The following is a 12,918-nucleotide window of genomic DNA, read 5'->3' on the forward strand; positions in this document are numbered from 1 at the left end:
ATGAACGACCAGCCGTCTTTTTCCGATTTCGTTCAGGCGAGCCGCGTTCTGAAGGTGTCTTCGCCACTCGGCGAAGACCAGCTTCTGCCGGAGCGCCTGTCCGTCGAGGAGGGCGTGTCGCAGCTCTTCGACATTCGTCTGACGGTGCGTGCCAAGAAGGAAGCGGTCAAGCCCGAAGAGCTGATCGGACGGCTGGTCGATATCTCCATCGAGATCAGCCAGGGCGAGGGCGATGGCGGCGGTGTTCGTCGCCCCTTCAACGGCCTGGTGACGGAGCTGCATGAAGGCCCGCCGATCACCCGCGGCATGCGCTCCTATGCGCTGACGATCCGCCCGCAAATGTGGCTTCTGTCGCGCCGTTCCGATTGCCGTATCTGGATGGACAAGACGGCGGTGGAGGTCGTCGAGACGCTGTTTTCCGAACACGGTATTCCCGCTCCCGATACATCGGGCATCATCTCGCCGCCGCCCGCACAGCATTACAGCGTACAATGGAACGAGACGGATCTCGATTATCTCACCCGCCGTTTCGAAGAGGACGGCCTGTTCTACTGGTTCAGCCATGAGGATGGTTCCCACAAGCTGCATGTGGCCGATAGCGCCAGTGGCTGGCTCGGGCCGTCACCGTCCGCTAAGGGCGAGGGCCGGGTGCGTCTGGCGCAGGGGTCTTCGGATCGCAATCACATCAACGACTGGGCGCGGCGTTTTTCCTATGTCTCGGGCCAACGTGCGGGTGCGGACTGGAATTTCGAGACGCCGGGCATGGTGCCGGGCACGATGACACCGTCGCTGGTGCAGATGCCGGATGCGACGAAGCGCGAGCTTTACGAATATCCGGCCCGCATCAAGACGGTGGAAGAGGCCGAGCGCGCGCAGAAACTGCGCACCCAGTCCATCGAAGCCGATCACGACCGGGTTTTCGGTTCGTCGACCTCGCGCATTCTGGAGGCCGGCCGCCGTTTCACGCCTTACGAGGTCGCCCACCCCGAACACGCCTATGAAGAACATGTGATCATCAGGGCAAGCCACAATATCGTCGATCTCTCTTATGAGACCAATGGCAACGAGCCGGAATATCGCAATCACTTCGAGGCAATCCCCGCCCGTGTGCCGCTGACGCCGCACCGGTCAACAAAACGCCCGCGCATCGAAGGGACGCAGGTGGCGATCGTCGCCGGACCTGAGGGCGAGGAAATCCATCCTGACCAATATGGCCGCATCAAGCTGTGGTTCCCGTGGGACCGCAAGGCGAAGAAGGATGGCACGGATACGTGCTGGGTTCGTGTCAGCCAGGCATGGGGCGGCGGCACTTGGGGTGCGCAGGTTATCCCGCGCATCGGCATGGAAGTGATGGTCGCCTTTGTCGATGGAGACCCGGATAAGCCGCTGGTCATCGGCGTGGTCAACAATCCGGCCAATTCCGTGCCTTACGACCTGCCGGCCAACAAGACACGTATGGTGTTGCGCTCCAACAGCCACAAGGGCGACGGTTTCAACGAAATCACCTTCGAGGATGAGGCCGGCAAGGAGAACCAGTTCTTCCACGCCCAGAAGGACCAGACGACGCGGGTTCTGAATGACCGGACCAAGCGCATCGACCGGCATGAGGTCGCCTCGGTCGGCGGCAACCGCGCGGTGGAAGTTTCCGGCAACCAGAAACACGAGATCGGCGGCTCGGTAAACACCGTCGTCGGCGGAACGGGGCCGATGGCGATGATGGCCATGGCCGGCGTGCAGGCGCTCTCCGGGCAGACGGCGGGGCTGCTTTCGCAGGCCGCCCAGATCGCCGGCGGCGGTGGCCCGGGTGTCGCGGCCTTCGCCACCACGCTCGCCTCATCCGCACTCGGCTTCCTCGGCGCAGGCGGTCTTTCCTCGCGTGAGGGGGTCGTTTCCGGCCCGAGCCCGCGCGCGGATGCGGGTACGGCGCTTGCCGGCTCCGGCTCGGGCGTCGGTTCCGATGCTTCGGGATTGTTTCCGCTGCCGGGCATCATGAACACGATCGTCAGCACGTTCAAATCCGACAGCGTCGGGGTGGCGCGGGCAGAACAGATCGGGGTGAGCAAGGTTACGAATGTCGGCCAGACGTCGCTGGAAAGCGTCGGAAAGACAAAGAAGACAACCGTTGGAGAGCGTTACGAAATAAACGTTGGCAAAGCCATTTTCACGCAAACTGAAAATCACACGGTGATCGTCAGCGACAAGATAGTGCTTGCGGCACCGGGCGGCGTTATCGAGATCAACAAAAATGGGGTGTTTATCAAGGCAACCAAGTTCGAGGTCAAAGCAAACGCTGTGAACTTCAAGCGTGGCAGTGCCGGCAAAAGCACGAACAAGCCTTTTGCTGAAGACTGCTCGAAGAAGTAGGGGTTGGCGTGGAACTCAATAGCGAGAAGAGGCAGGAAGTTCTTTCCAAACTGCGCGAGGAGCAGGGGGCTGGCGGAGCCGCGCGTCTTTATGCCGTGGTCGATGCGTCCCGGGCGCCGATGATTATTCCACCGGCGCTTCAAGCCATGACGGACAAGGTAGCATGTCTTTACAGAGGCAATGCGCTTGAGGAGTTCGGGGACGATACGGCTTGGGTCGCAGAAATGACATCTGACGAAAGCGTGTTGCAATGGCTTATCGACAATGGCTTTGGCAAACGCTGGTCGATTTTTCTGCGAACGTCGCATGCATTGGAAGATGTCGTCCGGCATTTGAGGAAATTTACGATGGTCAAAGATAGTGAGGGGACCATTCACTTCTTTCGTTATTACGACCCACGAACGCTGCGCCAATATCTGCCAGTCCTAACATCGGAGCAGGCCGCTGTTTTTTTCAACGGAATTGAGTGTTTTTATTGTGAAAACGACCTGAAGGCGGGAGAATTCCTCAAGTTCCGCTTTGGAAATGGCATTGTACATCGTGAGATCGTTTTGCCTTCCGGAGGCACAGGTCAGGCAAAGGCAGTTGAGAGGGCATTATCATGATCATTGAATTCGATCCGCGTCAGATGAATGCGATGCTGCACGATGACGACGATTTTACGAATTATTTCACCAGAGAAGTGATGCCAAAGCATCTACCCAGTTTCGCTGATATGGCGGGGTCGCCCCAGGCTACCGAAATGACACGCTGGGGCAGACGCTATGCTGAGCATTTCGGCTTTTCCGACCCGATTTATCAGATTCACTTCGTTGTTCTGATGTGGCGGATCGGGCCGGATTTCTTTATGTTCGAACCTTATAAATCCATCCTTGCCGATCAAAACCAGACTGAGGAACAGCGCATCGAGCGTTGTAACCTTGAACCGACCATGAGCCAGGAAGGGAACGCGATCGCGCGGAGCGATAATGCCTTCTGGTTCCCGCAATATATGAAGAACAACATTCTCGGCGTCCCTTATGACGACATCGAGGAGGAGTTCGAGCGTGAGCGTGCTGCCAGGGCGAGAGACGTTCAATGAGCCAGCATCTTGATGATCTCGTCAATGTTCCTGACACGCGCGAGCTTGAACTGGCCCGTCGTGATCTGGACATGCTGAACCAGCGCTATACAGAAATCGCGAAAGAAGCGGGTTGGCTGGCTGCTTCGTCCGTTCCCGTAGTGGGTGGTGTCGTGGATGTTGCGAGCGCCATTGGAAACGCCTGGACTGGCAACTGGGCAGATGCCGGTCTGGATCTCGTCGGTCTCGTTCCCGTCTGGGGTGATGGGGCCAAGGCCGCTGCCAAAGGCACCAAGATTGCGCGGTATGCCGAAAAACTGATGAGCCAGGTTGCCGCCGCGCAGCGCAAGGTCAAGGCGCTCGAGGAGCATGTACGAAAGTCGGCGGCGGCATCGAAATATTGGGCTTCCAAGCGCGGCGAAGCCTACCGCAAGCTTCAGGAAGATTTGAGAAAATGCAATACGAAGGCATGCCGTCAGAAAAAAATCGACGAGTATAAGAATGGCGGCAAATACAAGAACATTCCACGAGAAGGGAAGTGGTCTGGAGAGCCGGGCAACAGCAAATGGTCCCCCGAGCCCGGATCGAATGCCGATAAAGCGCTGAAAGAATACGGTCAGGATGGGATTTCTTACAAAAACGGAAAACCCGATTTTTCACCATTCATGAAAAAAGGACCGGATGGGCAGCCGATTCAGACCCGCATATCCAATATGAAGGGCGACCTGGCAAGAGGGCCGGACGGCGACGTGGGCCAGGCCGTTGGTCCGCTCAAGGAAAGGTATGGCAGCTGGAGCAAGACTGCCGATGAAAATGGCTTTACGTGGCATCACAATGAAGACACATCCACGATGCAGCTGGTCGACTCGCGTATACATAATACCGGCCAAGGCGGCGGTGCCCACAGCGGCGGCGCTTCTGCAGTCAACGATCCTTCCTATTAGAACGGAGTTGTTCCAATGGTTGTCTTAAAAGATGCGGTTCAATTCCTGGAGGAGAACAGCGATTTTCAACGAGTTCCGGATACGACGTGGACTGACCGCGATTTCGGTCGCTTTACGGAACTTACCGGGCTGATCGTTCCGAAACAGCTGGAAGAGGTTCTGAGGCAATACGGTCACTGTGGAACCGAATACAACGATTCATTTCTGGTGGAATACGATGACGGCAGTCGGTCGGTACATGATGTGCAGGTGCTTGTTTCGAATTTCGATACCATCGTTTCGTGGCACGACACCTTTATTGCCAATTCCAGTTGGGAAAAACAGTTCACGCTCCCAATGATATTTTTTGGATCGGCGGATTCGGGACATGCCTATTTGTTGATGGATGGCAAAAATCCTGAAAATGGGGCTGTTTACTTCTGGGAAAGGGCGACAGACCCATTTGGTACAGGAAATAACGCAAAAGGGATCGTCAAGCTGGCGGACAGTCTGCCGGAATTCCTGATCAATCTCTCCGCACCAGAAAACCTTTGATGGGTAACGAATATGCTTGGTCTACACGAAAAATGGCGGGCAACCTTTATTGAATCCTGGCCGGACGAAGTGTGCGAGCTGGGGTTACCCTTTGAGCAGTGGCTTGTCTCGGAGCAGGATCGTCTCGCCATAGGGAGCAGGACCGCGGCTTTCCGGGCTCTGTTCAGTGTAGATGAACTCCCTCAACTGTCAGATGAATTCCGCGTAGCCATTGATGCCAAAACCGCGGTTTTCAAAGAAGGCGCCCATTTTCGCTTTGGTGGATGCAGTTTCAAGCAGCCAGGACAATACCAAAAGGGGCCGATCTTCAACAGCGCCCAACTTATGTCTCATATATTGCGGGATAACCCCCGTGTGGCGGGACTTCTTGCAAGTTCACTTCAAGATAAATTTGACGTTTGCATGTTCATACGGCCTTGGAAAGACATTCCGAAATGGTCTGAGTTCAGGCTCTTCATGAAAAACCGGGAATTCCTCGGCGCTTCCCAGTATTTTCATACGGCTTTTTTTCCTGAGATAGAGGCAAATGCCAAATCCATCGCGGCAGCTCTGGTGGATTTTGCGGACCGTTTCAGGGAGGTCGCTCATATTGATGATGCTATCGTCGACATTTACCTGAAACCTGGCGATGTCGCCGGATTTGAAGCTGTGCTTCTGGATATTAACCCGCTCATCGTGCGGTCCGACCCGTGCCTTTTTCAATGGAGGAACGGGGGGGATTTTGACAGGGGGCTACGCTTCCGGGGCGGGAATAATCGAGTGCTCGCCATAGCACCGTTGCCTTTTGCTCGTGCGGCTTGATTTAGTTGAGAAGGAGGAGCCAATGACCGCCAGCCCAGTCTCCCTTAAAGGCCACATGCATGTCTGCCCCAAGGTCGATCCCGGCCCAAGACCGCATGTTGGTGGTCCCGTCATCTCCACCCAACAGAGTTTTGTTACGGTTGAAGGAACGCCGGTCGCAACTGTCGGTGATACCTGTTTGTGCACGGGAGTTCCGACGACCGATACAATTACTGCCGGCTCGTCCTTTGCCGCTATTGATGGAAAGAAGATAGTGCGGCAGGGTGATGCATGCGCGCATGGTGGAAGATTGGTGCAGGGAACCTCCTGGATCACGTTCGAGTAATCTGAAATTAGGGTGCCGTGACGACAATCTGCCTCATGCAATGGTTTGACTAGCGGAGCCTGTTTCTGCGTTTGCCAGCGGAAGTTCCGCTTCTAGTCGCCTGTCCCGAAAGAAACGCACCGACATCCTCTTCCCGAAGCGGCGGTGCATAGATGTAGCCCTGTACCAGCGTGGCGCCGAGGCCTTCGAGTGCGGTTAGCTCGGCTGGTGTTTCCACCCCTTCCACCACGCATTCCAGTCCCATGTCGCGGCTGAGGGTGAGGAGGGATTTCACGATTTTGTAGCTGGCCGGTTTTTCGTGCAGGTCCGTGACGAAGCTGCGGTCGATCTTGATCTTGGTCAGCGGCAATGCATGCAGTCGCGTCAGGCTGGAATAGCCGGTGCCGAAATCGTCCAGCGATATGCCGCAGCCGAGGCGGCGCAGCATTTCGACCGATTGCCTCACCTGCTCGAAATCATGGGCAAAAGCCGTCTCGGTAATTTCAAGGTCCAGCCGTCGAGCATCGAAGCTGCTGTTTTCGATGATGCCGAGCAGGGAAAGCACGCCCTCATGAGAATTGAGGTCCTGGGCCGAAAGGTTGAACGACAGGCGCAGTGAAGGTTCCCACTTGGCGGCGGAGGCGAGCGCCATCTTGAGAAGCGGCCGCGTCAGCGAACCGACGATGCCGGCTCGCTCGGCGATGGGGAAGAACTGGCAAGGCGGCACATATCCGAGAACCGGGCTGTGCCAGCGCGCCAGCGCTTCAAACCCTGCCGTCCTTCCGTCGCGTATATCGACGATCGGCTGGAACACCACCGAAAGCTCGTTCTCCATATCCCGCTGTTTGAGCAGGTGCTCGACGCGGGCTTCGATATTGATCTGCTTTTCGTGCTCCGCATCGAAGAGAACGGCGTCGCCACGCCGGGTTTTCTTGGCGTGGTAAAGGGCATAATCCGCCCTGTCGAAAAGCTGTTCGAGCGTTGAGGCGAGGTTTGGAAACACGGCAATTCCCATGGAAGCGGAAACATGCACGGTTCCTTCCGGCATATGGTAAGGCGCCCTCAACTGCTCGGAGATCGCATTGGCATTTGTGACGAGTTGCGCGTCATCCGGTATGATCGGAGCGACGATGGCGAATTCGTCACCGCCCAGTCGAAAGGCCCTGCTGGTTTTCAGATTGGCGGTGAGGCGTTTGCTGACATTGACAAGCAGCCTGTCTCCCACGGAGTGTCCGTAAAGATCGTTGACCGGCTTGAACCCGTCCAGATCGATCACCCCCAGCGCCAGCCGGGTTCCGTTGGCCCTGGCTTTCTCGAGCTCGGCCTCAAGGTGAGCGAAAAAAGCGCGGCGGTTGGGCAGTTCCGTCAGGCTGTCGATATTGGCAAGCAGCAGGTTTTCGTTGCTGAGCGCTTCCGTGCGCTGTTGTGAAATGACCATGCGCTCGAAATTGCGGTAGTTGGTCAGCAGAATGGACATCATGCCGGTGCAGACCAGCAGCACGTTGATGGCGATGGCAACAAATGTCGGTTGCTGCGACGCCAGAAAGAAGGCGATGAAGGCGCCATTGACGATGAGCGTCACCGTGAAGGCGGCCGAGCGCACATACATCAGACAGAAAATGCAGGAAATGACGGTAATCGCCATATAGAAGGCGACGTGGGATTGCGTATAGGCATCCCCATAGGGCACCAGCAGAAAAGACCAGAGCGTGAATGCCATGGCGATGCCGGCAGCGAGGCGATTTGTGCGCCGAAGGGCTGCATGCGCCACCCGCGGTTCGGGATCCATGCCGCGCGTCCTCCACCAGAAGGCGACCCTGAGCGTGCAGCCGAGTGTGAATAGGGCGGGAACTCCAACGGTGAGCCAAGACGGCGCCAATTGCATATGCGTCACGGCAAGCGCCCATGTGCTTGAAAGCAGGATGAAATACATCATCGGCATCTGTCGGGTGAAAGCGCGGTACTGTGCTTTCAGCAGATCAGGATTGTCGGACCGGACGGACATGAAGTCCTGCAGTTTTTGTGTGGCGGTCAGTATTTTCATTCATGGCTCTTCAAGTACAGAGCGGCATTCGTAACATAACTCCCGTTACATCATTGGAAATACACAGGGTTAACCGACAGACAACTACATCAACCGCAAGATGCAGGCGCTGCGTTTCGCAACATTCTAATGTTCTTAGTATTAAACGATTCCTGCGGGGATATTGTTAGCGGTGAAGCAACCCTTTGCTTCATGCCACGTGTCGCGGCGAATCCATTGAATTGGCATGATCGGCCCGCCCTCTTCCAATGTCCGTTAGCTCCCTTTCAATGCGCCTTGAAAAGTTTGAACGCGCGTGCAATATGAACGCGTGTTCAAACTTTGAGAAATGGTTCTTGCGCATGGATTCGATCCACTATCCCGATACATTGGCGGCGCGTGCCGAATTGTGCCGCAGCGTTATTCTTTCCGCCGGCGAACTGGTGCTGAAAGGTTTTCAGGGCGAGGCGACGCGCAGCTTTTCGATGAAGGGGCCGCAGGATTTTCTAACGGTGACAGATGCTGCCTCCGAAGCGCATATTCGCGGCGCGATCACGGCCGCTTTCCCGGAAGACAGTTTTTTCGGGGAAGAGGGCGGCGGTGAGATCGGTGAGCGCGTCTGGGTCGTGGATCCAATCGATGGCACCGCCAATTTTGCCCGTGGCATTCCGCATTTCTGCATCTCCATCGCCTATGTCGAAAACGGCCAGACCGAAATCGGGGCGATCTATAATCCCGCCCTTGGCGAGCTTTATTTTGCTCGCCGCGGCGAGGGAGCGACGCGCAACGGTCAGCCGATCCGGACTGCGGAAACGGAGCGCTTCGATGCCGCTTCGATCGAGATGGGGTGGTCCACCCGTATCGCGAATGCGGCCTATCTCGATGTCGTCAGGAACCTGCTCGACATGGGCGCCAATGTCCGCCGCGCCGGCTCCGGCGCGCTGGCGCTTGCCTATGTGGCTGATGGCCGTTCCGATGGCTATCTCGAATTGCATATGAATTCATGGGATTGTCTTGCAGGGCTGCTACTGGTCAGCGAAGCTGGCGGCGATGTGTGCCCTTTTCTGGAGATCGGCAGTCTCAGGGAGGGCGGGCCGGTGCTGGCCGCAGCCGCCGGTGTTGCCAAAGGCGTCAGCCAGGCATCGAATATAGCGCTGGCCGCGCGGCAGCTGTCGGATCGTCCGCGGGCGGCATCGGCGTGATTCATGGCGGAGGCCCTTTTGCAGAGGGGGCCTCGTGCTTCATGCATGTGGAGGAATGAAATGGATGGACCCGTTTATGCCCGGCCTGCAATCAGCCTGATTGCGGAAGGGCTCGGCCCGCACAATGCCGCGCTTTACATTGGCGGCAGCGATGGTGCGAGCGATCTCGGGCTCCTGCGCCGGCATGGCATCACCACCGTCGTCAATTGCGCCGTCAATCTTGATATAAATCTCGTGCAGGCGGCGGAGGAAGAGGGCGACAGGCGCGCCGTGGGTTATGGCGATATCCGTTATTACAAGCTCGGCCTTATCGATGGCGAGGGCAGCCCCGACACCATGATGCTGGGCGCCTATTACATTCTCGACGGCGCGCTTCGACAGACCATGCCGAAGCGGGAAACCTATCCCTTTGCCGATGGCGGCAATGTGCTCGTCAATTGCCGCAGCGGCCGCAGCCGTTCAGTCTCACTGGTGGCGCTTTTCCTGCACAAGCAGCAGCCGGATCTCTATCCGACCCTCGACGATGCGCTGGCCGTGATCCGCACGAAAGGGGAATTGCGGCCTGACCAATGGTTCGAGACGCCGAAACCGATGCTTTACGCCGCCGCCCGCCGTGCTTCCGACTGGATCGACATGGTCGAGGGCAGAAAGACCACTCAACCATGCTGACACGCACGCTTCCCTCCGTTGCCGTCATCGCAGACGCGCATTTCCATGACACGGCAGCCGATTTCGGATTTCCCGGCATCGAAATCGATGGCCAGCGCATCACCATGCGCAGCTGGTCGGATACGCGTGAATCCACCCGGGTTTTCAATGAAAGCGCCGATGCATTGCATGCGGCGCTGGAAGAGGTGCGGCAGCGCGGCATTCGCCATGTGGTTCTGCTTGGCGACTATACCGATGATGGCCAGCGGGTGACGACTGAAACGCTGAAGAACATCCTGCAACGCCACAGCGACGTCCACGGCACGGCCTTCTACGCATTGCCCGGAAACCACGATATTTTCGGACCGCGCGGCCGGCACCATACCAAGGAGTTTTTGACGGAGAACGGCAAATGCCTTTCCGTTTCAAGCGATGCGCGGCGGGCCGGTGAGCGCGTCGTCGTGAACGACGGGATGTATTGCGAAGGCTATCCTGCAGGCCTTTGCCCTATGGCGGTTTTCGGTTATTTCCGCCAGCCGGATTATCTGCATTGGGAAACCCCTTTTGGTGTTTCCGATGCGCCGGAGGACCGGCTGTACGCGGTGTGTTCACCCGATGGGCGCAATGTTTACCGCCTGATGGATGCCTCCTATCTGGTCGAGCCGGAGACGGGCCTGTGGCTTCTCATGATCGACGCCAATATTTTCGAGCCGCTCGATGGTGAGTTCGAAGCGGGCGAGGAGGCGGCTTTTATCGACAGCACCTCCGGTGGCTGGAATGCGCTTTTGCGCTGCAAGCCCTTCCTCATCGACTGGATCGCTGATGTGCGCCGCAGGGCGGAGCTGCATGGCAAGACATTGCTCGGCTTTTCCCACTATCCGGCGCTCGATCCTTTCGATGGTGCAAGCGGTGCGGAAGGCGCCCTGTTCGGTGAAACCAATGTCGTGCGCCGCACGCCGCGCAAGGCGGTGGAGGATGCGCTGTTACAGGCCGGGCTTGCCGTCCATTTCAGCGGGCACCTGCACGTGGAAGGCGTGACCCGGCGCGGGGAGGGCGAAAATTCGCTCACCAATATCGCCGTGCCGTCGCTCGTCGCCTTTCCGCCCGCCTTCAAGGTCGTCCACCCGTCGCGGCAGGCAATCCTTGTCGAGACGGTGGAGATGGCCGCGCTGCCGGTCAATGGCCGCATTTGCGATGGCTATGCACAGGAAACCGCACTGGCGGGCGAGGCAAACGACGTAGCTTTTGCCGCCGGCAATTACGGTGAATTTCTGCTGGGCCACAAGCGGGCGCTGATCAGGCACCGTTATTTCGCCAAGGAATGGCCGGCCGAGGTCGTCACGGCAATCGCCGATAAAAGCGTTCGGGAGGTTTTCGGCCTGCTTGGAGGGGAAGGCCGATCTTCGTCTGATGCTGCTGTCCTCTCCTTGGACTTGCCGATGTTCGAGCTGATTGCCGACTGGTATTGCCTGCGCCAGGGCGCTGGCCTGGCGCTGCCGCACATCGCGCCGCAACGGCTTTCCCTTTATCGAACGCTGGCGGAGCGCTTCGGCCGCGAGCCGGATCGTCACGATGGTTCGGTCGAGAGCTTTCTCGAAATCTTCTTCGGAGCCCTCGGCCTGTTTCTCGAGCGTGCCGAAAGCAGCCCGCGCGATCTGAAACTTGGGCTTGTACCGCAGCATGAATGGCTTGCGGTTTGACCTGAAGATTTTTCGCCCCGAAGGACATTTGGTCTAGCGCGCGGTGATGCGCTCGACCATGGAAACGGGCACGACATGAAGCCGGGTTTCCGGCTCATCGCTATCGAGCGCGGTCAAAACCTTCTCGGTCAGCGCGTCGAAAGACTGGGCAACGGTCGTCAGCTGGTAGCTTTTCCAGCTGGCCTGCGGAATATCGTCGAAACCGACAATCGAGATATCTTCCGGCACCCGGCGGCCCATTTCCAGCCGGGCGGCGTCCATGAAACCAAGTGCCAGCAGATCAGTGACACAGAAGGCGCCGTCGATGGTCCTGTCCGCGAGCAATTCTCGGCCGGCCTGATAGCCACTGTCATAGCTGGTGGGGCCGCCGCACCATGGAATTACCTGGATACCCTCCATGGTCATGCGCTCGGTGAAAGCGTTGACGCGGCGCAACTGCGCGGGCGTCTGGCTGCCGCTGGAGACAACCGCAACCTTTCCGCATCTGGCAGCCAGAAGCCGCATGGCGGCCAGGTTGGCGCCGTGAGAATCGTCGCTCAGCACCATATTCGTATCGGTGCGGTCCACATGCTGGTTGATGAGGATGAGGCGCACGCCGTTGGCGATGCATTCGTCGATAATAGAGGCCGGAGGTTCACCGGAAAGAACGATGATGGCCTGCGCGCGGAATTCGAAGAGACGCTCGATGAGCGGCGCGATGTCCTTGCGCGCATCTGCCGCATTCAGCAGCAGGCATTGCAGGCCACGGCGCAAGAGACCGATGCTGAGGAAATCGAGCTGTTTCGAAATGAAGGGAGAACTGAGATTGGCCCCGACAACACCAACGAGGTTGGAGCGGTCGTTATTGAGGCCCTGCGCCAAACGGTTGACGCGATAGCCAAGTTCCTGCGCAGCTTTCAACACCCTGCGTCGGACGGCCTTGGATACGCTGCCGCCGGGAGTGAAGGTGCGTGAAACGGCGGAGCGTGAGACACCCGCCTTTTTTGCTACTTCTTCGGCCGTTACGAACCCTTTCGCCATTCAATCCCCCGTTGCGAATCCACCTGTCTGATAGCACAGGTCAGATTGCAGCGACTATTCCAATCGAAATATTTCGGGTGCTGTGGTCGCGGTCAGTTTTGCGGTTCCAGCGCGCCTGCCGCGGCCTCGGCACGCGCGGCGGCCTCCTTTGCTTCCCGCTCGGCGCGGGAGGCCGCTTCCGGGTTGCTCGAACCGTCATAACCTCCCATGGCGCGTTCCCCGATGGCGATGTGGACATCCTTGAGCTCGATGACCACAAGACCGGCGAGGATGGCTGCGCCGATAAGGAATACTGTTTTCCCGTTTATGGTCATTCGA

13 protein-coding genes are annotated in these 12,918 nt (G+C 57.9%); 10 read left to right on the forward strand and 3 right to left on the reverse strand.

Annotated elements, in window-relative coordinates:
- Genes tssI through AGR7B_RS21405 form a run of 7 tightly spaced genes read left to right on the forward strand, consistent with a single transcriptional unit; the run spans window position 1 to window position 6,028 of the window.
- Window positions 1-2,364 (forward strand): type VI secretion system tip protein TssI/VgrG, encoded by a 2,364-nt coding sequence (tssI, locus tag AGR7B_RS21375; RefSeq protein WP_080857816.1) that lies wholly within the window; start codon window positions 1-3, stop codon window positions 2,362-2,364.
- 8 nt (window positions 2,365-2,372) lie between these two features.
- Window positions 2,373-2,969, forward strand: a complete 597-nt coding sequence (locus tag AGR7B_RS21380) for a DUF4123 domain-containing protein (RefSeq protein WP_078053317.1) — start codon at window positions 2,373-2,375, stop codon at window positions 2,967-2,969.
- Window positions 2,966-3,445, forward strand: coding sequence for a hypothetical protein (locus tag AGR7B_RS21385; protein WP_078053316.1), 480 nt, complete (start codon window positions 2,966-2,968; stop codon window positions 3,443-3,445). Before AGR7B_RS21380 ends, AGR7B_RS21385 begins: the two co-directional genes overlap by 4 nt.
- Complete coding sequence (locus AGR7B_RS21390; RefSeq protein ID WP_078053315.1) at window positions 3,442-4,368, forward strand: HNH endonuclease; 927 nt, start codon at window positions 3,442-3,444, stop codon at window positions 4,366-4,368. Before AGR7B_RS21385 ends, AGR7B_RS21390 begins: the two co-directional genes overlap by 4 nt.
- Window positions 4,369-4,383: 15 nt before the next feature.
- Window positions 4,384-4,902 (forward strand): SMI1/KNR4 family protein, encoded by a 519-nt coding sequence (locus AGR7B_RS21395; RefSeq protein WP_121490445.1) that lies wholly within the window; start codon window positions 4,384-4,386, stop codon window positions 4,900-4,902.
- 12 nt (window positions 4,903-4,914) lie between these two features.
- Complete coding sequence (locus AGR7B_RS21400; protein ID WP_078053314.1) at window positions 4,915-5,703, forward strand: cell division cycle protein 123 family protein; 789 nt, start codon at window positions 4,915-4,917, stop codon at window positions 5,701-5,703.
- Window positions 5,704-5,725: 22 nt separating this feature from the next.
- Window positions 5,726-6,028, forward strand: a complete 303-nt coding sequence (locus AGR7B_RS21405) for a PAAR domain-containing protein (protein ID WP_078053313.1) — start codon at window positions 5,726-5,728, stop codon at window positions 6,026-6,028.
- A gap of 49 nt (window positions 6,029-6,077) precedes the next feature.
- On the opposite strand, the gene AGR7B_RS21410 is transcribed toward AGR7B_RS21405, so the two are convergent.
- Window positions 6,078-8,051 carry a putative bifunctional diguanylate cyclase/phosphodiesterase gene (locus AGR7B_RS21410; protein ID WP_162934221.1) on the reverse strand — a complete coding sequence of 658 codons (1,974 nt, stop codon included), beginning with the start codon at window positions 8,049-8,051 and terminating at the stop codon, window positions 6,078-6,080.
- A 341-nt stretch (window positions 8,052-8,392) separates the two neighbouring features.
- On the opposite strand from AGR7B_RS21410, the gene AGR7B_RS21415 reads away from it, so the two are divergent.
- Genes AGR7B_RS21415 through AGR7B_RS21425 form a run of 3 tightly spaced genes read left to right on the forward strand, consistent with a single transcriptional unit; the run spans window position 8,393 to window position 11,580 of the window.
- Window positions 8,393-9,232: an inositol monophosphatase family protein gene (locus tag AGR7B_RS21415; RefSeq protein ID WP_080857817.1), complete on the forward strand. Its 840-nt coding sequence runs from the start codon at window positions 8,393-8,395 to the stop codon at window positions 9,230-9,232.
- 60 nt (window positions 9,233-9,292) lie between these two features.
- Window positions 9,293-9,901, forward strand: coding sequence for a dual specificity protein phosphatase family protein (locus tag AGR7B_RS21420; protein WP_080857818.1), 609 nt, complete (start codon window positions 9,293-9,295; stop codon window positions 9,899-9,901).
- A complete protein-coding gene (locus AGR7B_RS21425) occupies window positions 9,895-11,580 on the forward strand; it encodes a metallophosphoesterase family protein (RefSeq protein ID WP_080857819.1) in 1,686 nt (561 codons plus the stop codon). Before AGR7B_RS21420 ends, AGR7B_RS21425 begins: the two co-directional genes overlap by 7 nt.
- A 33-nt stretch (window positions 11,581-11,613) precedes the next feature.
- Here the strand turns inward: AGR7B_RS21425 and AGR7B_RS21430 are convergent, their stop codons facing one another.
- Entirely contained in the window at window positions 11,614-12,600 is a 987-nt protein-coding gene (locus AGR7B_RS21430; RefSeq protein WP_080857820.1) for a LacI family DNA-binding transcriptional regulator, read from the reverse strand.
- A 92-nt stretch (window positions 12,601-12,692) separates the two neighbouring features.
- Window positions 12,693-12,914 (reverse strand): hypothetical protein, encoded by a 222-nt coding sequence (locus tag AGR7B_RS21435; RefSeq protein ID WP_080857821.1) that lies wholly within the window; start codon window positions 12,912-12,914, stop codon window positions 12,693-12,695.
- Window positions 12,915-12,918: the final 4 nt, after the last annotated feature.

It is taken from the genome of Agrobacterium deltaense RV3, from assembly GCF_900013505.1.
GTDB classification, from domain to species: Bacteria; Pseudomonadota; Alphaproteobacteria; order Rhizobiales; family Rhizobiaceae; genus Agrobacterium; species Agrobacterium leguminum.

Bases quoted from the DNA above. Each gene is read 5' to 3' on its own strand.
- tssI (WP_080857816.1), top strand. From the start codon at position 1: ATGAACGACCAGCCGTCTTTTTCCGATTTCGTTCAGGCGAGCCGCGTT.
- AGR7B_RS21390 (WP_078053315.1), top strand. From the start codon at position 3,442: ATGAGCCAGCATCTTGATGATCTCGTCAATGTTCCTGACACGCGCGAG.
- AGR7B_RS21395 (WP_121490445.1), top strand. From the start codon at position 4,384: ATGGTTGTCTTAAAAGATGCGGTTCAATTCCTGGAGGAGAACAGCGAT.
- AGR7B_RS21430 (WP_080857820.1), bottom strand. From the start codon at position 12,600: ATGGCGAAAGGGTTCGTAACGGCCGAAGAAGTAGCAAAAAAGGCGGGT.
- AGR7B_RS21415 (WP_080857817.1), top strand. From the start codon at position 8,393: ATGGATTCGATCCACTATCCCGATACATTGGCGGCGCGTGCCGAATTG.
- AGR7B_RS21385 (WP_078053316.1), top strand. From the start codon at position 2,966: ATGATCATTGAATTCGATCCGCGTCAGATGAATGCGATGCTGCACGAT.
- AGR7B_RS21410 (WP_162934221.1), bottom strand. From the start codon at position 8,051: ATGAAAATACTGACCGCCACACAAAAACTGCAGGACTTCATGTCCGTC.
- AGR7B_RS21400 (WP_078053314.1), top strand. From the start codon at position 4,915: ATGCTTGGTCTACACGAAAAATGGCGGGCAACCTTTATTGAATCCTGG.
- AGR7B_RS21425 (WP_080857819.1), top strand. From the start codon at position 9,895: ATGCTGACACGCACGCTTCCCTCCGTTGCCGTCATCGCAGACGCGCAT.
- AGR7B_RS21420 (WP_080857818.1), top strand. From the start codon at position 9,293: ATGGATGGACCCGTTTATGCCCGGCCTGCAATCAGCCTGATTGCGGAA.
- AGR7B_RS21435 (WP_080857821.1), bottom strand. From the start codon at position 12,914: ATGACCATAAACGGGAAAACAGTATTCCTTATCGGCGCAGCCATCCTC.
- AGR7B_RS21405 (WP_078053313.1), top strand. From the start codon at position 5,726: ATGACCGCCAGCCCAGTCTCCCTTAAAGGCCACATGCATGTCTGCCCC.